This is a genomic window from Phycisphaerales bacterium (assembly GCA_016716475.1).
GTDB lineage: Bacteria > Planctomycetota > Phycisphaerae > UBA1845 > Fen-1342 > JADJWG01.
Genome location: JADJWG010000001.1, coordinates 1,257,298 through 1,280,980 on the forward strand (window position 1 = coordinate 1,257,298; position 23,683 = coordinate 1,280,980).

Annotated in this window: 16 protein-coding genes; 10 read left to right on the forward strand and 6 right to left on the reverse strand. The window is 66.4% G+C overall.

What is annotated here, in order from left to right; translation table 11 throughout:
- The first annotated feature begins 5 nt into the window (after nt 1-5).
- From IPM18_05210 to IPM18_05230, 5 genes are all read left to right on the forward strand, one after another.
- Nucleotides 6-881 (forward strand): DUF58 domain-containing protein, encoded by an 876-nt coding sequence (locus IPM18_05210; protein ID MBK9118990.1) that lies wholly within the window; start codon nt 6-8, stop codon nt 879-881.
- A complete protein-coding gene (locus tag IPM18_05215; GenBank protein ID MBK9118991.1) occupies nt 878-1,918 on the forward strand; it encodes a hypothetical protein in 1,041 nt (346 codons plus the stop codon). The genes IPM18_05210 and IPM18_05215 overlap by 4 nt, the downstream gene beginning before the upstream one ends.
- Nucleotides 1,915-3,012 carry a VWA domain-containing protein gene (locus IPM18_05220; protein MBK9118992.1) on the forward strand — a complete coding sequence of 366 codons (1,098 nt, stop codon included), beginning with the start codon at nt 1,915-1,917 and terminating at the stop codon, nt 3,010-3,012. Before IPM18_05215 ends, IPM18_05220 begins: the two co-directional genes overlap by 4 nt.
- The gene (locus tag IPM18_05225) at nt 3,009-4,064 is read left to right on the forward strand and encodes a VWA domain-containing protein (GenBank protein ID MBK9118993.1); all 1,056 of its coding nucleotides are present in this window, start codon (nt 3,009-3,011) and stop codon (nt 4,062-4,064) included. The genes IPM18_05220 and IPM18_05225 overlap by 4 nt, the downstream gene beginning before the upstream one ends.
- Nucleotides 4,065-4,144: 80 nt before the next feature.
- On the forward strand, nt 4,145-5,308 hold the full coding sequence (locus tag IPM18_05230) for a hypothetical protein (protein MBK9118994.1): 1,164 nt from the start codon (nt 4,145-4,147) through the stop codon (nt 5,306-5,308).
- Nucleotides 5,309-5,347: 39 nt separating this feature from the next.
- Here the strand turns inward: IPM18_05230 and IPM18_05235 are convergent, their stop codons facing one another.
- From IPM18_05235 to IPM18_05250, 4 genes are all read right to left on the reverse strand, one after another.
- The gene (locus tag IPM18_05235) at nt 5,348-6,652 is read right to left on the reverse strand and encodes a GAF domain-containing sensor histidine kinase (GenBank protein ID MBK9118995.1); all 1,305 of its coding nucleotides are present in this window, start codon (nt 6,650-6,652) and stop codon (nt 5,348-5,350) included.
- A 29-nt stretch (nt 6,653-6,681) separates the two neighbouring features.
- Nucleotides 6,682-7,245, reverse strand: coding sequence for an RNA 2',3'-cyclic phosphodiesterase (thpR, locus tag IPM18_05240; GenBank protein MBK9118996.1), 564 nt, complete (start codon nt 7,243-7,245; stop codon nt 6,682-6,684).
- A 10-nt stretch (nt 7,246-7,255) separates the two neighbouring features.
- Entirely contained in the window at nt 7,256-8,161 is a 906-nt protein-coding gene (locus tag IPM18_05245) for a sugar kinase (protein ID MBK9118997.1), read from the reverse strand.
- 189 nt (nt 8,162-8,350) lie between these two features.
- Nucleotides 8,351-12,157, reverse strand: a complete 3,807-nt coding sequence (locus IPM18_05250; protein MBK9118998.1) for a S8 family serine peptidase — start codon at nt 12,155-12,157, stop codon at nt 8,351-8,353.
- 369 nt (nt 12,158-12,526) lie between these two features.
- Here IPM18_05250 and IPM18_05255 point away from each other — a divergent pair, with 369 nt between their 5' ends.
- Nucleotides 12,527-13,567 carry a phosphotransferase gene (locus IPM18_05255; protein MBK9118999.1) on the forward strand — a complete coding sequence of 347 codons (1,041 nt, stop codon included), beginning with the start codon at nt 12,527-12,529 and terminating at the stop codon, nt 13,565-13,567.
- 33 nt (nt 13,568-13,600) lie between these two features.
- Here IPM18_05255 and IPM18_05260 read toward each other — a convergent pair whose 3' ends face one another.
- Nucleotides 13,601-14,176, reverse strand: a complete 576-nt coding sequence (locus IPM18_05260; GenBank protein MBK9119000.1) for a hypothetical protein — start codon at nt 14,174-14,176, stop codon at nt 13,601-13,603.
- Nucleotides 14,177-14,242: 66 nt separating this feature from the next.
- Between IPM18_05260 and ald the strand changes: the two genes are divergently transcribed.
- From ald to IPM18_05280, 4 genes are all read left to right on the forward strand, one after another.
- Nucleotides 14,243-15,352, forward strand: coding sequence for an alanine dehydrogenase (gene ald / locus IPM18_05265; GenBank protein ID MBK9119001.1), 1,110 nt, complete (start codon nt 14,243-14,245; stop codon nt 15,350-15,352).
- A gap of 140 nt (nt 15,353-15,492) precedes the next feature.
- Complete coding sequence (locus IPM18_05270) at nt 15,493-16,671, forward strand: hypothetical protein (GenBank protein ID MBK9119002.1); 1,179 nt, start codon at nt 15,493-15,495, stop codon at nt 16,669-16,671.
- Between the two features lie 20 nt (nt 16,672-16,691).
- Nucleotides 16,692-16,898, forward strand: coding sequence for a hypothetical protein (locus IPM18_05275; GenBank protein MBK9119003.1), 207 nt, complete (start codon nt 16,692-16,694; stop codon nt 16,896-16,898).
- 113 nt (nt 16,899-17,011) lie between these two features.
- The gene (locus tag IPM18_05280) at nt 17,012-18,133 is read left to right on the forward strand and encodes an ABC transporter ATP-binding protein (protein MBK9119004.1); all 1,122 of its coding nucleotides are present in this window, start codon (nt 17,012-17,014) and stop codon (nt 18,131-18,133) included.
- A gap of 19 nt (nt 18,134-18,152) precedes the next feature.
- Here IPM18_05280 and IPM18_05285 read toward each other — a convergent pair whose 3' ends face one another.
- Nucleotides 18,153-23,357, reverse strand: coding sequence for a S8 family serine peptidase (locus IPM18_05285; GenBank protein ID MBK9119005.1), 5,205 nt, complete (start codon nt 23,355-23,357; stop codon nt 18,153-18,155).
- Nucleotides 23,358-23,683 lie beyond the last annotated feature (326 nt).

Consider the following 23,683-nt stretch of genomic DNA (forward strand, 5'->3'; position numbering starts at 1 on the left):
GCCGCATGATCTCGACCGAAGTACTCAAGAAGGTGCGCCGCATCCAGATTGTGACCACTGCGCGCGTCAACGATCTCTTTGCCGGGCAATATCACTCCGCCTTCAAAGGCCGTGGCATCGAGTTCGAGGAAGTGCGCGAATACCAGCCCGGCGACGATATCCGCACCATCGACTGGAACGTCACCGCCCGCACGGGTCGCCCTTTCGTGAAGAATTTCCGCGAGGAGCGCGAGCTTACCGTCTTCCTGGCTGTCGACGTCAGTGCCTCACAGCAGTTCGGAACCCGCACTCAGCTCAAGAGCGAACTCATCGCCGAACTCGGCGCCACGCTCGCCCTTTCCGCCATTCGCAACAACGACAAGGTCGGTCTGCTGCTTTTCACCGATCGCGTCGAACGCTTCGTGCCCGCGCGCAAGGGTGCTCGACACGTCCTCCGTGTGATCCGCGAACTGCTCTACCACGAGCCCCGCAGCCGCGGCACTTCCGTTGCCGCCGCGCTCGATCACTTGAATCTCGTGCTGCACCGCCGCGCGATCCTCTTCCTCATCAGTGATTTCCAGAGCCCACCCTTCCAGAATGCCCTGCGCGTCGCTCGTCACCGGCACGATCTCATCCCGATTGTCGTGCAGGATGAACGCGAAGCGTCGCTTCCCGCGGTCGGCTTTGTCGAACTCTGCGACCCCGAGACCGGCGACCTCCTCGAGGTGGATACCCGTTCGCGGCGTTTCCGTCAGCGTTTCGCGCAGCTCGCGGCCGCAAGACGTACCAACTTGCGGGACGAGTTCCGGCGCCTTCGCATCGATACGCTGGAAGTGCGCACCGGCGAATCGTTCGTACCCGCTCTGCAGAGCTTTTTCCACCGCCGGGGGCAGCGGCGATGATGCGGCGCAGCACACTGGTAGCGGCGGCCGTCCTGTGGCTCGTGCTGGCGGGCTGCACCCGTCCCGCGCCGCCACCCGCTAGCGCCACCACGACGACCGAGCGCGGACCCTACCAGTTGACACTCGCGGCGGCACCCGCCGAGGCGCTCGTCGGCGACGACATCACCTTGACGATTACGGTCCGCACGCCGACCGGCACGCAGGTCACCCTGCCGGTGGCCGAGGAACTCGGAAACCTCGAGGCGGTTCTTGTTGATGACCCGCCGCCACTCCCCACGGAAGCCGGGCTGACCTGGCGCCGCACTTTCCGTTTCGTGCCGCTCCTCTCCGGGCCGCTGGACATCCCCGAAGTGCGTATCCGCTATACCTCGGCACCGACCGAAAACGGCGTAATCGCTCCCGCCCAGGATCTGTACGGCGGACCCCTGCGCGTGCTGGTGCGCTCGGTGCTCACCGCGGCCGACGATCCGGCCCAGCCACGCGACGTTTCCGGTACGCTGGTCCCACCCGAGCCGCCGGTTGCGCATTCACCATGGTTCTGGCTGATCGCCGTGGGAGGCCCGCTGCTCGGTGGTCTGCTTATTGGAATACTGGCTTGGCTGCTGTTGCGGTGGTGGCGTCGGCCGGCGCCGCCCATCGCACCCGATGTATGGGCCCTCGCCGCGGTGGATGCACTCCCCCTGCCGACCGAGGGAGACCGCGACGCCGCGCGCGGTTTCTACTACCGCCTGTCCGAGATCGTGCGGCTGTTCATCGAGAAGCGTTTCGCCATCGCCGCTCCCGAGATGACCACGGAGGAATTTCTCACGACCCTTGCCCGCAGTCGTCAGCCCGTACCCTTTGAAACCGTCGGCCTCACCGACCTGCTGCACGAGTCGGACATCGTGAAGTACGCCGCCGCCCTGCCCACCCGCACCGCTGCCGAGCGGGCACGCGCCACCGCCCGGACATTCGTGCACGCTGCTGCCACCGCCGCACGCCACGCCGAAGCCGCAGCACAGCGCCGCGACCGCGGTGAACTGGAGGGCGCTGCATGAGTCACATCCAACTGCCGCTCACGCCAACCTGGCTCTACTGGCCGCTGCCCTGGGCGTGGCTCCTGCTGTTGCTTTGCACCCTGCCCCTCTTCGCGTGGCTGGGGTGGCGGCCCCGCCGCCGTCCGATGGTGCGCTTCTCGAGTCTCACCGACCTCCGCACGGCCGCAAGCGGCCCGCGCCACCGCCTCCGCGGTGTCCTGCCCGTGTTGCGCATCCTCACGCTGGGCGCGCTCATCATCGGTGCGGCCCGGCCGCAGCGGCCGAACGAAAGCCGCGTGATCCACGTCGAGGGCATCGCGATCCAGATGGTGGTCGATATCTCCTCGAGCATGCTCGATACCGACCTGACGCCCCCGGGGACACCGCCGCGCAGCGCCTTCACCCGACTCGAAGCCGTCAAGCGCGTATTCCGCGACTTCGTCATGGGCGCTGGCGAACTGCCCGGTCGGCCGAACGACCTGATCGGCATCATCCGCTTCGCGCGCTTCGCCGATAGCGTCTGCCCGCTCACGCTCGACCGGGACGCACTGCTGAAGATCCTCGAGGACACCCGCACCATCCGATATCTTGACGCTCGCGGTGTCTGGAGCGGAAATCCCGACGAAGACGGCACAGCCATCGGTGACGCGCTCGCACTCGCGGTCGAACGGCTGCGCGAGCTCGAGCGCACAGGTGTCGGCGGGGAGCAGTACACCGTCAAGAGCCGCATCGCGATTCTGCTCACGGACGGTGAGAACAACATGGGCACCATCACGCCGCGCCAAGCTGGTGACCTCGCCGCCCTGTACGGCATTCGCGTCTACACGATCATCGCCGGCACCGGCGAGCAGGTCCCCCTGCGGCCGCGGCGCCCGGTCGACGACAGTGACCTGCGCTACATCGCCGACGTATCCGGCGGGCGGCACTTCGCCGCCCAGGATGTCAACGCGCTGCAGGCCATCTACACCGAGATCGACGCCCTCGAGCGCACCCGCACCGAGGAGCGCCGCTTCGTCGAATGGCATGAACTGGACCAGCCCTTCCTGCTCGCGGCGTTCGGCCTGCTGGCGCTGCAACTGCTGCTGGACGCCACCCTGTTGCGGAGGATCCCGTGAACGGCGCCGCTTTCGACGAGCTGCGCTGGCTGCACCTGCTCTGGGCCGTGGTGGCCCTGGTCGCGCTCGGGCTGCTCGCCCTCTGGCAGCGCCACCATGCACTGCAGCGCTTTGCCGGCGCTCCGCTCGCGTCACGCCTCGTCTCGGGCGGTTCGTGGACCCGGCCGCTCTTACGGCTCGCGCTGCAGACGGCGGCCCTTGCGCTGCTGATCGTCGCACTGGTCGGCCCACGCTGGGGCGAGGCCACCCAGACGCTCACGCGCCGCAACGTCGACGTTTGGGTGCTGCTCGACGTCTCCCGCTCGATGCTCGCCCGCGATCTGGCTCCCAGCCGCCTCGAACGCGCCAAATTAGCGATTCGAGACGATCTGCTGCCAGCCCTGGGTGGGGAACGCATCGGTCTGATCGCGTTCGCCGGCCGACCGGCACTGACCTGCCCACTCACGCTGGACTACGGTTTCTTCCGCCTCGCGCTCGACGACGTGTCGCCCCGCAGCGTGCCCCTCGGCGGCACCGCCATCGGCGACGCCATCCGAATGGCCGCCGATCTCATTCGCGAAGATCCGCTCGACACCCATCGGCTCGTCATCCTCATCACCGACGGCGAGGACCATGAGAGCTTCCCCGTCGAGGCCGCCACGAACCTCTGGCGCGACCACCGCGTCCCGGTCGTGGCCCTCGCGCTCGGGGACCCCGGTGAAGGCACCCGCATCCCACTTGGAAACAACGACTTTCTCGAGTTCCAAGGTGCGGTCGTCCGCTCCCGCGCCGACTTCGCCATCCTGGAACAGGTCGCCAGTGTTTCGCCGCAGGGCCTCTTCCTCCCCGTCGGCACCAGCAATTTCGATCTCGGCGCCCTGTATCGCAATGTAGCCAGCGCCACCCGTGCCCTCGATTCCGTCGAGGATCAGCGCGTCGCGCAACCTCCACGCGGGCACCTCTTCGCGGCCGCAGCGCTGCTGCTGCTGCTCCTTGATTCACTCGTGCGTGACCGCGGTCGGGCCGCCCCCTGGGCCCAAGCGCTGCGGCCAGCCCGGGAGAACGCCGCATGACCCGACACTCGTGCCAACCTTCACTCCAGCGCGCAGCCAGTTTCGCGCCACGACCTGCTACGTGCGTCGTGGAAAGCCGGATGCACCGGGCGCGTTTCACCATCCTCCTCGTCCTCGCACTCACCAGCGTGTGCAGTGCCGGTCCCATCCCGCCGACCACCCCGCCACGCGACCTCTCTGCTGCGCGTGCCCACCTGCTCCGTGGCAACCAGGCCCTTGCTTCGGGAGATCCCGCCGCCGCTCTGGAGGCCTACGCCAGCGCCGCTGCAACCTGGCCCGAGGGTCAGCCCTTCGAACTTGTCCACAACCGCGCCATCGCACTCTTCCGAACCGGGGCTCACGAGGCGGCCGGCGCACTCTGGCAACAGGCCCGCGCTGCGGCCGGCGACGCGCGGCAGGAAGCGATCGCCGTCTACAACCTCGGCACCTGCACCTACTACGGTGTGCTGGCCGAACTCGCAGCGGCACCACCCGGAGCACCCGAACGGTGCGAAGTGCTGAGGACCGCCGTGACAACCCTCGGCTCGACGGTGCGCATTTTCCGCGAGGCGGTGCTGCTCAATCCCACGCTTGAAGACACGCGGGCGAATCTCGAGTTGGCCGCCCAACTGCGGACGGCGTTGCAGGCGGAGTACGACGAATACTGTCAGCAGGAGAGTGAGCCGGCGGAGAACGGTGACGAATCGCCGGAAGAACGCGAGCAGCAGGAGGAACAACAGGAGGCGGGGGACTCCGAACAGTCTGCCGAAGAGGACCCCTCCGGCGGTGCTCAGCCCGATGAGAATCAGCAACAACGCACCGAGCAGGAAACTCCCGAACAACAGGAAAGTGAATCCGGCCAAGCGGGCGAGAACGGAGCCCCCCAACCCGGGGACGCGAACCCCAAGCCGACGGAAAGCCCGGGTGAGGTCCCCGAGTCACCGGACGGCGGCGGAACGCAGTCACAGGATGAGCCCGGCGGTACTCCGGAGGACTCGCCCACCCCTGGAGAGGCCGGCTCGGAGTCTCCAGACACATCAGCCGGAGATGCAAACCCCGCGGACGCTGATGGCCAGCAGGGCGAGGCTGCCGAACCACAGGGCGATGCACCGGACGGACAGCCGCAGACCGCGCGGCCGATCCAACTCACACCGGAACAGGCGGAGCGGCTGCTGCAACTCGTCCGCGATGCCGAGCGCGCCCGCCGCGCTGAACTCGCCCGTCGCCAGGCCGCCCGGCAGCCCCCCGTCGAGCGCGACTGGTAGACCCGCGCCGGGGGGCGGCGGCGCGGGCTCTCACCGTCCTCAAGGCACCGGCACGGTCGGCCCCAGGGGCAGTTCGAAGTCGAACTCCGCCCATTGCCCCGGTGCGCTGCGCGCGTCGATTTTGCCGCCGTGCAGCCGCACGATGCGCCACGTAGTGTAGAGCCCGACACCCGTGCCCGAACGCTGGCGATGCTCCGGCGAGTCCAGCCGGACGAAGCGTCGAAAGAGCTGCTCACGCTGCTCCGTCGTGAAACCGAGCCCCTCGTTCCAGACGGTGGTGCGTAGCCGGTCACCTGCGTGTACGACCGTCACCCGGATATCGCCACCCCGGCGCCCATACTTCACCGCGTTACCCAGCAGGTTCACCAGGGCGACCCGCAACAACTGCGGATCGACCTCCACCGACGGCAGCAGGCCCTCCGTCTGCACCTCGATCGTCATCTCCTGCGCATCCGCCTGCGGTGCGACGATGTCCCTGGCCGGCTGCACTACGTCGGTCAGAAAATCCACGCCGATTTTCCGCCGCAGCTTCAGCTCCGCCCCCTCGATCTGGGCCAGCGCCAGGTAGTCATGCACGAGCCCGAGCAGGTGCTCCCCCTTCGCCGCCAGCTTCTCGATGCGGCGACGCTGGTCCGCCGTCAGCTCTCCGACGTAGCCCTCGAGCAGCAACCGCGCTTCGACCAGCATCGACGCCACCGGGCTCTTCAACTCGTGCGTGACGAAGCCAAGCAATTCAAGATAGGCCCGGTTGGCCCGCTCGAGCTGCGCGATGCGCCAGGTCTTCTCGATCGCCTGGCTCAGGCGCTCGGTCAGCGCCAACTGGAGCCGCACATGGTGGAGCGCGTACGCGTCGGGTGTGCGGGCACTGCGAAACAGCAGGCCGACAATACGACCATCGACCTTCAGCGGACAGGTCATGCTGGCGCGCACCCCTTCCTGCACGAGCAAGCGAGTGGAGTGACTTGCGGGCCGATGCACGGCGTACGCGGCGAGATCCGTGATGATCCGCGGCACACCCCGCGCCAGCACCTCCGGCAGGGTACCCACGCCGACATCCTCGGCATACCCGGTGCGCAGCCGCAACGGTTCATAAAACGCCCGCGTATAACGCGAAACCAGCCGCGCGCCGTCGTCTTCGAGAAAGGCCAGCGAATAGCGATCGCAGGGGCTCAGCGCGCGGGTTCGCTCTGCGAACCAGTCGAGCAATTCCTCGAGAGTCGCATGCGCCCCGACGCGGGCGTGGATCTCCGCCAGTACTCGCCGCTCCTCGGTCGTGAACTCCGCCCGGTCAGGCGACTCGGCCGATTCCACGTACCGTACCAGCTCATTGAGTGGCGCCGCCATCTCGCGCTCCTCCACGCCGGCCGCGCGGCCTACCCGCCTCCCAACGCCGCCCTGGCCAGCACCTTGTACTCCGGCCCACCCGGCGCCAGCACGCTCTCGTAGATGACCACTTCGCGGGCATCCATCGACGGCGTCACCAGTGCGGGCGGCGCCGCGAGGATCCGCCGCAGAACCGCGGCGCCCGCCGAGGAACGAGCCCGCGCCAGCGTCACATGCGGGCTGTAGCGTCGCGTCTCCGGCCGAAAGCCCAGAGTATCAAACAGCACATCCGCGGCCGCCACCCACCGGCGGCAACCCTCCCCCGGATCCTCCACGCCAGCCCATAGCACGCGCGGGTTTGCCGCTGCGGGGAACACACCGAGCCCCGCCAGCCGCAGCGCAAACGGCGCTACGCTGGCGGCCGCCTGCTGCACCGCTGCACACACCGTCGCCAGCGTCTCGTCCCGCACTTCACCGAGAAACTTGAGCGTGATATGCAACTGTGTCGAGCGGCTCCATTTCACAGCACCGCGCTGCGCCGCCAACTCCGTCAGCACCGCGACAAGCGGCCTCCGCACAACCGGCGTCAGTTCGACCGCGATGAAGGTCCGCATGATCGCCGCCTCAGTCGAACCGCGTCAGTACGGCCAGCTCCTGCAGCCGCCGCTCCACATCGGCCTCTGTCACCCGGCTGAGCACGTCGATGGAGAATGACTCCAGCACGAACGAAGCCACCACCGAGCCGCGGGCCATGGCCGAGCGCAGCGCCGCCGGGTCATGCCGCCCGAGCTTCGCGAGGTAGCCCACCGTTCCCCCCGCAAAACTGTCGCCACAGCCGGTGGGGTCCACGACGTTCTCCGTCGGGTACGGCGGCATCAGGAAAAGCTCTTCCGGTGTCACGAGCAGACTGCCGTTCTCCCCCTTCTTCACGATGACGAACCGCGGCCCCATCTTCAGAATCGTCCGTCCGGCTTTCACGAGGTGTGTCTCGCCGGTCAGCAGGCGGGCCTCCCCCTCGTTCAGCACGAGGCCGTGAACCACGGCGAGTGTTTTCCGCAGTTCCTCCGGCTCATTCTGGATCCACAGGTTCATCGTGTCGCAGACGATCAGCTCGGCCTGGGTGCACTGTGCCGCAAATTCACGCTGCAGCGCCGGATGCGTGTTCGCGAGAAATACGTAGCGGCTGTCCGCGAAAACCGCCGGCAGCGGCGCCCCGCGCTCCGCCAGCACGTTGAGCTGGACGTCTACGGTCTCCGCTTCGTTCATCGCACCGGCGTAGCGCCCATGCCAGCGGAACGTCTTGCTGCCGCGCCGCACTTCGATCCCGCTGAGATCAACACCCTTCACCTTCAGCGGCCGCAGCAGTTCCATGTCGAAATCCGCACCCACCGCACCCACCACGCGCACCGGCGCGAAGATGGCAGCCGCAAGCGGAAAGTACACCGCCGAGCCGCCGAGGGCCTGTTCGGCACGACCCGTCGGCGTCTCGATGGTGTCATACGCAATGGATCCCGTAACCAGTACTGACATTGTCCGTGCACCTCCAGGGACGCGATCCGTTCGCCGCGGGCGCTTGGGCCCTGACCCCGCAGGCGCGAGGATAACGGCACGGATCACAGGGGGGAACCCGTACAGCGCCGTTCAACCTCAAGCCCCGCGTGACGCGGCCAGGCCGGCCCCTGCGGCCTGGGTGGCGGAGCGACCGGGCCGCTCGTTCGTTCAGAACAACGGCCACTCCGGCGGGAAACGCAGCCACTCCCAGCGCTCCTCGTACTCGAGCCAATGGGCCCAGCCCAGCCGCTCGTACAGGTCGCGCCGCAGCGTGTACCACTCTTTCCGTGTCGGCTGCTTCTCGATCTGTGCCGTGATCCGCTCGAGCGCCGCTCCGAGCCGGCCACGTTCGATCTCACGCTGCACATGCATCGTGAGATACTCCTCTGAGGTGGTGTCGGTCCATTTCTGCAGCTCGAGCCACGTGCGTTCGAACAGCGCCGCCGCCTCCGTCCGTGCCGGAGCCGTCGTCGCATCGGACCCGGCCTGCTCCGCCCGGAGGTGCGTCGCCCGCGCCTTGCGGAACAGCGCCGCCACCAGCGCACCTTTCTGCGCTTCCATCTCCTTGCGCACCTTGCCGGCCGCCTGGTCCTCGGGGTCGGGTTGCGTACCGAAATGCGCGGCCAGGGCCGTCGCGTCGATTGCACCCAACACACGGTCCGCTGCCGCAATGACCCCTTGCGGATCCTCCTTGCGGCGCTCGTCCGCCCGCTTGAGCTGTTCGACGAGCACACCGAGGTCATCCGCCTTGGCCGCCAGCAACTCCGCCGCGATGCGATCGAACAAGACCGCGTCCGCCGCCTCGCGGAACTTCGCCAACTGTTCCAGCTTGAAGGCCCGCAGCGCCTCCGCATAGCGCTCGGTCGCAGCCGGCTCGTCCTCGTCCGCCTCCGGCGCACGTTTCGCCGGAACTGGCTGCGGTGCCACGATGTAGGTCAGAGGAAATCCACCCGGCCGATGGCCCAGTCCCGGCAGGGCCTCATCCTGCGCTCCGAGCGTGAAGTGACCCAGCAGGCGATCCCCGGGCGCCGCCGCCTTGGGCAGTGCTTCGCTCGCCAGGGTGCCGAACCAGAACGTCGCCCACTCGCCCCGCGCCAGCGACTGCGGCCGCAATGCCCCGCCCAGCAGCAATTGATCCGGATCTCCGACCATGGGCAGCCGGACCGGCGATGCGAGCTTGTGATCGAGCAGCAGCGGCTGATCCTCGAGTTTCTTCAGCGCGGCGAGGTCGTCGTACCGCACGTGGAAGCGCACGGTGTAGTCACCCTTCTCAAGCTTTACCGGTTCCGGATCACTGGTGTTGGTCGTGATCCAGCGCTTCCCGGCATCGAAGATCATCGAGATCTGCGACCACCAGGTATCTTCGTACTCCAGCACGTCGGTCATCGCCACGCGCGGCGTCACTTCCAGCGCGGCATCCAGCGAGAACTGGTAGGTCAGCACCAGCTCATAGATCTGCCTTTCACGGTTCAGCTTGTCGCGCTCACCATCAAGAGTACGCACTTGCGCCTCGACCGGTCGCAACACCTTCCGCAGTGTGTCGAGCGTGTTCTTCGGTCCCAACCGCTCCGGCGCAAGCGTCGCCACAACCCGCACCGGCGTGCCCATGGTCGCACCATCCACAAGCACTGCGGTCGCATCGGGCAGCAGCCCATGGAAGCTCACCTCAACGTCGAGCTCGCACGCTCCGAGTGACGACCAGAACTGCGCCAGGCACAATTCCAGTGTGCGACCACCGGTCACCGCCAGACTGCGGACTTCATCCGCCCCGGGACCGAGTGGCAGGTACTCCTGCAACTCGTGCTGGGTATACGCCTCGCCGGGCACGAGCTGCACCGTGTGCAGAATCACCAGTCGGCGCTCCTCGTCATCCACGCGCCGCACACGCACATCCGCCCACGTGGCGCCCTCCGGCACCGCCAGGAACCGCCGCTCGATCTGACCCGCCTCGAACACCAGTCGCTCGCGCCAGGTCACACCCCCGGCGGGCAGCGCGTGCGGTCGAATCACGGTGATGGGCACGCGAAACAGCGGACCGCGCTGCGGATCGGCGGCGTCGAAACCACGAATTTCGGCATAATGCACCCCCGGACTGAGCCGCGTCGGATCGACTCGTACATCGAGTCGCCGGCCGCCGTGCATGACCATCAGGTGCTCGGCGCACTCGACCCACCGGGCGGTGCTCTCCAGTCGGCACCGCAGCTCATACTCCACGCGACGCTGGTTGTCCGCATCCTCGTGAAACACGGGCGTGATCGTCAGCCGCGCTTCGTGCGGACGATTTACCTCCTCCGGCTCCCGCAGGTAAATGCCCCGCGCGTCGCCACGCGTCGTCACGCGCACATCGAAACGCACATCGCGATCCGCCGCCGACCCGTAGCGCGCCAGGTACTCGTACGCACGGTCCACCTGGATCAAACCCGCCCCGAGTGCAAAGCGTTCCACCCCGGGGACATCCACGGCGGTGTTCTCGAAGGCACGGCGGATTTCACCGGGTGTCCAGTCGCGGCCCTGCGCCAGCAGGCCCGAGAGCAACAAGGCGATGTTGCCGCAGGCATTCGGCGCCGCCATGGACGTGCCGTTCATCAGCATATTCCGCTGCAACGCCCAGTTGGGAACCGGCGCAATCGCCGCACCCGGCGCACTGAAGACCACTCCGAGGGCGCCATCGTAGGTCGGCCCGCGTGAAGACCAGGTGAACTGGATCGGGGCGACGGTTGCCCGCATCGAATACTGCACGGCCATCATGTCCGGCGATACGTACGCACCGACGCCGAACAGCGCCTCGGTCGTCGCGCCGGGTGATCCCACCGTGGAGAGCGCCGGACCCTCGTTGCCCGCGCTCGCGACGAAGATCACGTTGTCGCGGTTCACCAGCTCCGAGTAGATTTCGATCGTCCGCCCGCTGTCCGGATCCGCCGTCGGCCCGCCATAGCTCATGTTGATGAGCTGGCAGCCGTTCTGGAGTACGGCCACCACACCGCGAATCTCGCCCGTACCGACCGAAGTCGAACCGAGCCGCGTGTCGCCGATCTTCACCGACACAAGTTGCGCACCGGGCGCAACACCGTTGAGCTCCGGCTGCTCGGGAAAGTACGCGGCGACGATCCCGGCAACGTGTGTACCGTGTGCCCCGCTGTCGCAGACGATCGAAAGCACGGCACCATCGTTGTAGATGTTCACCGCGAAGTTCATCAGGTCGATAGCACCAAAGGTGCCGTACTGCCGCTCGAGTCGAAAGTTCGTCAGCCGCTGTTCGTTCGTCAGATCCCCGTCTTCATCGGTGTCAATGACCGCCCGCCACACGCTGCCATCGTGGAATACCACGCAGTCGTAGACCGGCCCCGGATCCTCGTATCCCTGCTGGACCTCCTGTAACTGGCTGAGACGCAGTTCGAGATCGTCACGTTCCTTCGCCTGCTCGGCCGTCGGACTGGGGTTGGCGTTTTTCCACGCTTCGATCTCGCGCCGCAGCGCCGTGACCAACGCGCGCTGCCGCTCATCCCAGGTCTTGCGGCGCTCCGCCTTCAGCCGCCCGACCAGCTCGCGCGGAAACAACTCGTAGCCGGCCTTCAGACCCACGCGGTACTCCCCGCTCGGGTTCACCCAGTCCGCACCCACCTTCAGCTTGCGGCCACTTAGCCCCGTGATGAAGCCGCCCTCGGCCCGCACAACCTTGGTGGTCGCCACGTCCCCACTGCCGGACCCGTCCACCACATCGACGATCTTGGGCCGCCCGTCCGGCGTCGTCTGCAGGCCGGGCGCCCCGGGGTCGATGCCCGTATCGAATATGGCCACCACCACGCCGCGCCCGTCATACTCCGGATGCTGCTGCAGAAACCGCAGGGCACCCGTGTCCTCCTTGGGAAGAATGCCGTAGCCGGGGAATGCTCCACTCCGCGACTGTGCCTCCGCCCACCCCACGGCCAGCACTCCGGTGACAACCACGATCATTCCGCGCTGCAAGCGGCTCATGCACGCCTCGCTTTCTCGTTTGGGCAGTTGGATCCTACGGCTGTTCGACGGGTCGATGTGTCGATCGGGCCAACCAGGACAGTGTACCCGCGCTGGCGCCGGTTCGCCGCTCGCTGCACACGCCAGCTCCCTTGCGGCCGTCTTGCTATAATCGATCCCCAAGTCCTGAACAGGGATCGCGCGCCGGTGCTGCCGCGGCCACTGTACGCATGCGAAGGTCCGCCCGCCACCGTTCGCAGGTCGGGTGGCTGGGTAGTCGAGCGGTTGAACCGCTACACTGTGCGTAACGTGGCACCTGTCCGGACTTACATGGTGCCGCCGGCTGCCGGCCGGTCCCAACCGCAATGTACCGAATGATTGAACCATCGCATGTCTGAACGTGAACGTTTCGCTCACGACGAACTCGCCGAGGTGCTCAGCCACTACAACGTCGGCGTGATCCGCAGTGCCAAGGAATTCAGCCGCGGCTCGCGAAAATCCCCCAAGCTCCTGCTCGAAACCCCCCGCGGCCGCTATCTGCTCAAACGCCGGGCCCACGGCCGCGACGATCCCTTCAAGGTGGCCTTTGCCCATGCCCTGATCGGGCATCTGCACGCCGGCCAGTTTCCGGTCCCGGCCCTGGTCGGCACCTGCGATGAACACAACTCTCTGCTCCAGCTTCGCGGCTACGTCTACGAGCTCTTCGAGTTCGTCGAGGGCGAGCGCTGCGACAACTCGCTCGAGCAAACCCAGCGGGCCGGTCACACGCTCGCCCGCTACCATCGCGCGGTCACCGATTTCGAAACCACCTGGAAGCCCCCGGCCGGCAGTTACCACGACGCCCCCAATGTCCGGGCCGGCCTGAACGCCATTCCCACGGTCACCAGCGGCCACGATTCCGTCATGGGCCACGAAGCCGAACTGCTCGGGATGACGCAGCGCCTCTACGAACACTACGATATCGCGTCTGACGTGGTCGTCGCGGCGGGTTTCGCCAAGTGGCCACCGACCATCATCCACGGGGATTGGCATCCGGGGAACATGCTTTTTCGTCACGGACGCGTCGTAGCGGTGCTCGACTTCGACGCCGCCCGCCTGCAGCCGCCACTCATCGACCTGGCGTATGGCATGTTGCAGTTTTCGATCCTGCGCGGCACCACCCCACCGCAGGATTGGCCGGATTTCTTTGATGAATCGCGCATGCGGCGTTTCCTCGCCGGTTATCAATCCATCCTGCACGTTCCGCGCGAACCGCGCCGCATTCTGCCCGAACTGATGATCGAAGCCCTGATCGCTGAGGCCGCCCTGCCGATCGCGGTGACGGGTTCCTTCGGCCGGCTGCCCGGTTTCGGCATCCTGACGATGATCGAGCGGAAAGTCCGCTGGTTGATCGACAACGCCGACCGCATGCGCGCGTGGCTGGCCGAGTAGACCGGACGAAGAGGCCGAAACCCACCTTCCTGATCAGGGCGTGGTCGCGTAGACCGTCCCGCCGACCTCGACAGCCAGCAGGCGCCGTAGCCCCGGCACCGGCGCCACCACCACGCGGGCCGTACCGTCCGGCATAAATGTGCCTCCGTGGAACTGGGCCGACACCAGCCCCAGCCCTTCGTGCAGACGGAAGGATCGCAATTCCACCGGCCAACCCCCATCGAGCGGTGTGCCGTCCCAGCAAGCAATTGCGACCACGGCCTCACGCGACCACGGCAACCGCAGCCCGAGTTCGGGCACCACACGCAACAGGGCATTCCAATCCTGGCGCGAGCGGATCTCGAAGACCCCAAATCGCTCTCCCAGCGGCCGGCACAGGGCCCGCAACCCCACCGGGTCGGACGCCACGGCGAACCGGTTCTCACAGGGCTGCGCGGGCGCCGCGCGGAGTGTTCCCAGCGCGACGGTACGGGTGGGGGGCGCGGCACAGCCGGCCACCACAAGCGTGACCACCGCGGCGCACCCCAGCGTCACGCGCCGCGGACCACACGTTTCGACAGGCGTTGCACGGCGTTGCTTGCGGGCGAACCCGAGTGTCCGTAATGTCATGAAGGTTGCGGCTCCACAGATCGTGAGAACTATCGACCGGATCATGCCCTTGCAGGAGTTGCCCGAATGATCATCGGCGTACCCAAAGAGATTAAGGCGGACGAGTATCGCGTCGCGGTGGTTCCGGCCGGCGTCGAGCAATTGAAAAAAGGGGGGCACACCGTCGTGATTGAACAGGGCGCGGGGGTCGGTTCGGGTATCCCTGATGAGGATTACCGGAAGTACGGGGCTGAGCTCGTGTCCTCGGCGGCTGAGGTCTGGCAGCGCAGTGACTTGATCTGCAAAGTCAAGGAACCCCTCGCGGAGGAGATTCCCCGGATTCGCCCGAACCAGGTCGTGTTCACCTACTTTCACTTCGCGGCCAGCCGCGCACTGACAGAGGGCGTGCGCGATTCCGGGTGTATCGCGATCGCTTACGAGACGATCGAGGATCGCCAGGGGCGGCTGCCCTTGCTCGCTCCGATGAGCGAAGTCGCCGGGAAAATGAGCATTCAGGAAGGGGCCAAGTTCCTTGAAAAGCCGATGGAGGGCCAAGGTATCCTGCTCGGTGGGATTCCAGGGGTGGAACCCGCCAATGTGCTCGTGTTGGGTGGTGGGATCGTGGGAACCTGCGCAGCGAAGCTCGCTTCCGGGCTGGGCGCGAACGTGGTCATTCTCGATATCGATCTCTACCGGCTGCGTTATCTCGACGACGTGATGCCGGCGAACGTGACACCTGTATTCAGCACGGACGAAGCCGTCCGGCGCCACTTGGTCATGGCGGATCTCGTCATCGGCGCGGTGCTCATCCCGGGCGCCAAGGCACCGTATCTCGTCAAACGCGAATACCTGCGGACGATGAAGAACGGCTCCGTGCTTGTTGACGTCAGTGTCGACCAGGGGGGATGCTGTGAAACCACCCGCCCAACCACCCACAAGGATCCGATCTTCATCGTCGATGGCGTCGTCCACTACTGCGTGGCGAACATGCCGGGTGCCGTCGGACGCACGAGCACGTTCGGCCTGACGAACGCTACCATCCCATACCTTACCCGCCTCGCGAATCGTGGCTGGGAAGCGGCCTGCACCGCCGATCCGGGACTGGCAGCGGGTTTGAACATCGTACAGGGCAAGATCACCTACGCACCGGTCGCCGAGGCGTTCGATTTGCCCTTCGTGCCCTACCGGGCGAATTAGGATCAGGGGCGGCGGCGCCGCGGATGACCGCGCTCACGCCGCCTATCCGTCTGGCAGCCCCCGCGGCCGGCATCCCCACCGTGTGGATGCCTGGTTGGCACCGTGCAAGGGAACATGCCAAGCTTGAGAGTTGAGCTGATATGAACAAGTGGCTCGGGCTCGTGATGGTGCTGGCGCTGGTCGGCGGCGTGTGGTATGTGGCGCGCCAGCAGACTCTGACCCCGGTGTGGGCGCAGCCGAAGTTCGCCAAGGTCGAGCGCGGTGACATCCAGGTACCCATCGGGGCACCCGGCCTGATCCAGCCCGCACAAATCATCGAGGTGAAGTCGGAGGCCTCTGGCCGCATTATCGACGTCACCGTCGTTGAGGGACGCTTCGTACAGGAGGATCAGCCCCTCGTCGTGCTCGATCCGGCTGATGAAGAGCGTATGCGTGACCGGGCCAAGGCCGATCTCGACCGCGCCGACGCCATCCTGAAACAGGCCCGCGTCGCCGTGCAGCAGGCCGAAGCCAATATCGAGACGGCGCGCCACCAGCTTGCCGAGTTGGTCGCACAGGCGCGCGTCGCGAAGTTTGCCCGCGACGAGATGGAAGAGAACGTCGCGGCCGCCGAGCGCCGGGCGGCTGCGGGTGACGACCGCGCCCGTCCGGCTTACAGCATGCGCGAACAGAACGATCTCCGCGCCCGGGACGAAATGAGCCAGGCGCAGGTCAAACGCGCGGAAGTCGCCGTACGTTCCGCAGAGCTGTCCCTGGAAGATACGCGGGCGGCCGTACTGTCGCAGGAAGCCCTGGTCGAATCCGCCCGCAAATCCTGGGAAGACGCGGAGGAGCGCGTGCGCAAGACCACCGTCCTCGCCGCGGGCTCGGGGATCGTCACCGATGTCTACGTCAAGACCGGCATGCTGGTACAGTCCGCCACGCAGGGCTTCACGGGCGGAACGGTGCTGCTCCGTTATGCGGATGTGTCCACCAAGAAAGTCGTTGCCAAACTGGATGAGGCCCACTACGGCCGCGTGCTGAACGTGTCACCGACCGAAGCCCTGCCCGAGATGCCCAACCTGCGCAACGCCGCGGAACAGAATGCCGCCCAAATGACCACCCGCAGCGGTACCGTGCAGATCACGGTGGATGCCTTCCCCGACGAGATCTTCGAAGGCCGCATCATCCGGGTCGAGCCGCAGGGACGCTTGAATCCGGGCTCGTCCGTCATTCAATTCGACGTGCATGTCGAAATCACCGATGCGCAACGCTTCAAGTTGCCCTCGGCGCACAGGCCCAGGTCGAGTTCACCGTCGAGTTCGTGCGCGACGCTTTGAAGGTCCCCGCCGAAGCGGTGATGACGCTCGAGACGCAGCGGGGCGTGTATGTGAAGGTTCCCGGCGAGCAGGGCTCCGGCGAGCGCTGGCAGGAGAAGTTTGTCCCCTGCCGCTTCGGCATCACCGACGGCGAGTTCACGGAGGTGCTCGAAGTGCTCAGTGATTTCCCCCTCGAACCTGATACCGAGATTTACACCCGGCTGCCGCGGCGGGCGGCCGATCGGTGATGCCGACGGTGACCGCATCCCAATCGGCAGCAGCAACGGCCCCGGGCGGGCAGACCCAGGAGCGCGGCGGCTTGAACCTGATCGAAGTGCGCGGCCTGACGAAGCTGTATCGGATGGGTGATACCATCGTCCGCGCGCTGGACGGGGTCGACCTCACGATCCGGCGCGGTGAGTTTGTCGCCATCACCGGGGCCTCTGGCAGCGGCAAGAGCACCATGATGCACTTGCTCGGCTGCCTCGATCGACCCAACTCCGGCCGCTATGTGCTCAATGGCCGTGATGTCAGCCGCCTCTCCGACCGCGAACTTGCCAAGGTGCGCAACCGTGAGATCGGTTTCGTCTTCCAGACGTTCAACCTGATCAACCGCACCACCGCCCTGGAGAATGTGACCGTCCCGCTCTTCTACGCGCGGCTCGGCAGTACCCGTGAACCCGCCCGGCGGGCCCTCGAGCGGGTGGGTCTCACGCATCGGGCCACGCACAAACCCAACGAGCTCTCCGGCGGCGAGCGCCAACGCGTCGCCATCGCTCGCGCCATTGTCAACGATCCACCCCTGCTCCTCGCGGACGAACCCACTGGCAACCTCGATACACGCACCGGCGAACAGATCATGGCGATCTTCCACGAGCTGAATCGTCTGGGCGTGACCGTCGTGATCGTCACCCACGAGCCCGACATCGCCCAACAGACGCGCCGCATCATCCAGATGCGCGATGGCAAGATCGTGTCCGACCGGCCCGTTACCCCGGACGCGGACAGCCCGGGTGAGGTCGCACCACCCATCCCCGATGCAAGGGCGGAAAACCTTGTTCTGTCCAACCCACAGATTTCCGCCACCACGGCGGCGGAGCACCCACGCCCCATGCCGGGCGCTACGGGTGCCATGGGTTGCGGGCTCGGCAGTCTGGTCGCCTGGGCGGCCGTGCTGGCTCTACTCGCATGGCTCAGCGCCAATTTTGATGTGGCGTCCTTCGGTCCGGACAAACCGGCGCCGGCCGCCGCCGCCTACGCGGGCTTCGCCGCGCTAGGCGCGATGGCCACAGCGGTCATCCTCGCCCTCAGTGCGATCGTGCTTGCCCGGCGCGCACGCCGCACGATCCGACGCGACCCCGGACCCTGGCGCGGGGCCGGGCGCGCCCTGACGGGGCTGGTCTGCGGAACGCTCGCACTGGGCGTACCCGTCGCACTGGCGGTCGTCGCCATTCTGCGTAACCGTCTCGGCTTCGACGGCTGAACCGCCTCCGCAAGTGGCATTAGGGCAGCAACGGCCCCGTATAGCCCACCTGGAAAAGGGCGAAGTCCGCCAAGTCCACCGTGCCGTTACCGTCACCGTCGAAAAACTCGATGCACCACGGCGGTCGCGGGGCGGCATCCATGCAAAATACGAGCAACTCGAAGTCGTCGAAATCCACATCCCCATCGGTGTCCGCGTCACCGAACAAGTCGGGAACCACCCGCAGAACGAGCAACCGCGCATCCGTTCGACCCGAGTTGTCCGTGACCCGTAACAGCGGCTTGAAGCGCCCCGTTTCCGTGGGTGTTCCAAACAGCGTGCCATCCGGTAACAAACTCACGCCCGATGGCAGACGTGACAGGTCAAACTCAACGGAGTCGACCGCCGACAGTGCCGCCGCACCGTCGTACGCCGACAACGCATACCGCGCGTTGTCACCGGCGGATACGCCAATCGTCGGTGTCAGGTTGGAATTGCCGGCCGCATAGTCGAAGCGGATACGGCCGTCCGCGTACAGCGTCGCACTGAACTCGCACGGGAAGAAGCCCGTGTGCGTGACCGCCACCCATGTGATCGTCACCTGGTCAGGCACGCTCTCATCGATGTAGATATCACCGCCCTGATCGGTGCGCAAATTGTCCCACAACGGCGCGATTCTCCGATTTGCCGCCAGCAGCGCCGTGCTGTTGTTGAACGCCGATCCAACGAACGGGCCGAAGTTGATCCAACCGTCGATCGCGATCTTCACTTCCGTGTACCAGAAACCGTAGAACGGGAAGGCGAAAGGCAGCGTGTAGTCGAACACCTCGTTGCCGCCGATCCAGCCCTGCGGCACACCTGAAGGTGTAAACAGATTCGCCCCGAGCGGTTCCTCCACGTAGATCGGGCGCACCTCGAATGCCAGGGGCGGGTCGCCGCCCAGCACCTCGACCGCGACCGGCCCGTACGGGAGGTCCAAGCGCGCCGGCGGCAGCGTCGCCGTGCTGATGACCGGATCGCTGGTCCCCTGGATCAGCCGGATGTTGTCAAGCGCGATTCCATCCGACGGGATCGGCTGGTTGTCGTATTGCTGGAAGCGAATACGGAACGTGTCGTGGTACACCAGCCCCGCGGCCGCCGCGGCCTGGTCGAGGTCGATCAGCGTCGTGTTCCAGACGAAGTTCGTCGCACCCGTGAAATCCGCGATACGGTACCACGTATTCCCGTCGGCACTGATCGCAACGCCATCCCCTTCGAACGACCCCGTCCACGTGGCGGGCAACGGGTGCACTTCGTCGGCGAAGTTCTTCCAGTCGTAGGCCAGCCGTACAAATGATGCGCCGGACAGATCGACCACCAGCGTCAGCTCATTCAGACTGAAAGTGCCCGCGTACGAAGTGTCCATGGTCGCATGGTAGTTGCCGAGCGGACCGTCCAGCGTCGTCAGTCGAATGCGCCCGGTCGCCGTGCTCACCGGATACCAATACGGTGCGAAGGGCGGGCCCGCCTCGAAATCCTCCTCGAACGGGAAGGGGGCCGCGGCCAGCACCTGGACCGTCACCGTCGCGATGTTGGAGTCCAGCAATCCATCACGCGCGCGGTAGGTGAAAGTCGCATCCCCCACAAAGCCCGGCTCCGGTGTATAGAGCAGCGCCGCCCCTGCCAGGTTCACCGGGGCCACCTCGAGCGGTGGGCCGCCCGGCTCCCGCAACATACCCACGGTCGGCAGCGACACTAGCTCATAGACCAGCGGATCTTGGTTCGCGTCGATCGCAGCCAGCGCGACCGACACCTCCACGTCGCGCGGCGTGGAGACGTGAACCGCCTGCGCAAACGGGGCCTGGTTCTCCTGTGGCGTTCCGATCGCGAGAACCTGCACATCATCCACGTTCCAGCCGCCGAATACGTTCGTCCGGTTCGTCGGCCCCATCACCCAACGCACCTGCACGAACGACTGCTCGTCGGCCACCGCCGCGATGTTGTACTCTACAACGTTCCAGCTTGTGTCGATCAGGTTGCCGGTCGGGTTGTTCCAGACCGTGTGCCAGTGGACGCCGTCGTGGGTAACCTCGATGCTCGCACCGTCCGCACTGGCCGATTCCACCGTCAACCAGCGCGCGAAACGCAGCGACACCCGTGATAAACCCGTGCAATTCAGCGGCAGAGTCGTCAGACTCCGTGGGGGCATGTCGTTCGTATACGCACCGGCGAGGTTGTAACCATAGACCCGCGCACCGGTGTACCCGGTGACCGGATCGCCGGCATTCCCCTGCGGCTGGCCGTAGGCCCACAGGCCCTCCGTGAGCCAGCCCGGATTCGTCTGGAGCGGGAAGTCGTACGCCACCTGCGGCGTGCCGACGGAAACCCGCACCGGCGCCGCATTCGAATGCAGCCCGCCATCGAAGGCCCGGTACAGGAACACATCCGGGCCTTCATACCCCGTCGCCGGAGTGTATGCCACGATCGCTCCACCCGCTGAAAGCGTATACGGAACGCTCGTAATGGGGCCGGCGTTCGGATCGCGCAACTGCCCATGCGCGGGCAACTGCGTGATCTCATACGTCAGCACATCACCCGGATTGGGGTCGCTCGCCCGCAGCAGCGTTGCAACCTCCGTCTGGGCAGGCGTCTCGCGGTAGAGTGGTCGCGCCACCGGCGGCAATTCCCCGCTGCCCGCCACCACGATGCGCACATCGTCGATGAACCACCCGTCACGCTGCAGAAGCTCGTCCGCCTGCAGCCGGAACCGCACCTTGACCGGCTGACCGGCGAAGGGTGTCAGATCGTACACCCGCAGCGTCCAGTCGTAGTCCCCGCCGGTGTCCGCATCGAGCACGCCCAGCAGTTGGTCATCCGCATCGACCACTTCCACGAAGCAGGTGTCGTACGGAGTCTCGAGCAGGCACCAGTCCCAGTACTCGAGGAACACCGGCCGGGTCACCCCCGTCAAGTTCATGAGCGGCGTCTGCAGCCAGGCATTCGCATTGGCGTTGTAATTGGCGGCGCGATCCGTACCCCAGCAATTGTTCCCACCGATCGCACGCAGTCCGTTCAGCCCGGCCAGCGGGCCGCTGCCGAGAATCGCCTGCGTAAATACTCCCTGCGACGACGTGGGAATACCGCGGGTCCACTCGTTTTGCGCTCCGCCCGTGGTCCAACCCGGGTCGGGAATCTCACTGTTGTCGGCGAAAAGCGTGACGGCATCCCGCAGCACGTGGGCCCGGGCTCCAAAGCCATAGCGTGCGGTGGCGCTGTAAGGGTACACGCCGTAGAAGAAACCCCCGCTGTCCGCCCCGGCATCCACATACGCTCCTCCGGGCGCGCTGTAGATCACCGTCACACCCGGTGCCACCTCCGCTCCCACCTCATACGTCTCGCCATCCGTCGGCATCCACGCGAAGGGGACGCTCGACCGCACCAACAGACTACCGGCGTAGTCGTTGGACGGCGACGTCCATACCAGACTATTCGCGCTGCCCGCGGCCGACGCCGTCAGCGCCCGAATGCGGTCCGGCCAACGGATCCCCGCCAGCGCCGCATGCACCGCGGCCCCCGCGTCCACCTTGCCGAACCCGAAGCGGTGGCTGTGGCCGGTGATTCCGTCGAATCGCCCGTAGGGTTCGTCCAGCCGCACTGCCGTCCGCTGCACGATCGCCCGGGCCTGCGCCGCGGACATGGTTAGATCCTGCGAAACCACCAGCGCAAACACGCCCGCAGCCAGTGGCGTGGCCGAGCTCGTTCCGCCGAACGCGTTCGTGTAGTCCAGGTCCGGCAACCCGTTATAGCCCGAACTGCCCATCAGGTCGGTCGTCGTGATGTCGAGCCAGGGGCGCCGCACGCCGTCCGTGCCGCGATCATTCGTCGGCGCGACCACCGCCACCTCCGGCCCCACATCGCTGAATTCCGTGTGCTCCGCATGACTGTTCGAGCCGCCAATCGCCAGCACACTCGGCAGCTGCGCCAGCGCCGAGACTCCGTTCACCGTGTGCGCGCTGTTTGCCGCCGCAAACAATACCAGCGCCCCCTTGCCGTTGCGGCCGGTGCTCGCGGCCGTGTGAATCGCCGTCACGATGTCGGCCGGTGCGAACGTCCCACTGGCGAAGCCCCAGGAGTTGCTCAACACCGTGGCGCCATCACTGTGATCGCCGTCATTGTTCGGATCGATCGCGAAGTAGTACGCATCGGCCGTCGCACTCAGCGGCGCGCTGAAGAACTTGATGCCGATCAGCCCGCAGTGCGGCGCGGCCCCGCGCACACCGAGCGCATTCGCTGCGGCTACCGCGACGCCCGCGCAAGCCGTCCCGTGGCTCTGGCCCGAGTTCGGGCTGGGATCGTCCGTGGGTGGATCGACGTCGAGGTTCAGCCCTGTCGCCCAGTTCGGGAACAGGTCCGGATGCATTCTCTGGACCGCGTCGTCGATGATCGCGACGCGCACCTCCGGCCGCCCTAGCGCGAACGGGCCGTTCCCACTGTCCCAGGCCACTTCCGCGTTGATATCACTGCCGGCCGCCGCCCCCTTGAATTCGTCTCCGTCGAGGTGCCACTGGAGCGCATACAGCGGGTCCAGAATCGGGCCACTGCCGAAGCGGACCTTCGGTACGAAGAAATCGGGATGCGCATACAGCGCAAGATCCTCACGGGCGTGCACCGCGTTTGCCACGTCCAGTGGAAAGACCGCCTGCGTGTCGCGCACCACCAACAGATAGCGGTGGTTGCCGCGCGCCAGGGGCTTCACATCGCAGCCCAGCTCGTCTGCCAGTGCCCGGACCTCGTCCTCTGTCACCTGGGGGCGGAAACCGGCCACCACCTCATTCGTCAAGTAAAATGGCACCCCACCCTCGCTCGGGTACAGCACCGGCAGCACCCACGCCACCTCGCGATGTCGCGCCCAATCCTGTGACGCTAGCGGACCACGCACCACGAACAGCCCGCGCTGCTCCATCCCTAGTTCCAATTCCGCGACATGTTCAGGCAGATCTTCGGCCGCCGTGCGCTGCCCAAGAAACGCTGGCCGTTGATTTCGCACCCACGTCCCCGGCCGCAGCGCGACCAGCACCTCATCACCGGCGGGCGTGACATGCCAGACACCGTGAACATCGTGGAAGAACAAGCCCGTTTCAGGCGGAACCGCAGCGTCGGAAGCATGAACCGGGGCGCCAGCAAACACCGCCGTGCAGACCACCCCCAGCACCCAAGACAAGAGCCCCGTCGGGGCGCACCGTGCAGGCCAAACTCCACTGCTCATGCTGTGATCTCCATCGTTACCTCGGTCGGGTACGGTAGTCGTCACCGAGCCGCAGGCACTTTGCGGTCCCGAACTATCGGACATGGCTACCCTTGGCGTCCCGAACGGCACGCCACCCGCTCAGCGGTGCTTGCAATTCGCATACTGCCCCGCCACCCGCGCGTCGCGCCTCTCTGTCTGCCACTCCTCCACGTCGCAGTGTACTTCCGGCGCACCCGGGCTTCAATCAAAACCTTGGTGGTTTCGCGTTGACTCACGCCGGCGCATCTGGTCTACTGCGAATGGGAACGGGCGTCGAGGAGGCGACGTCAGGCACGGGCACACCG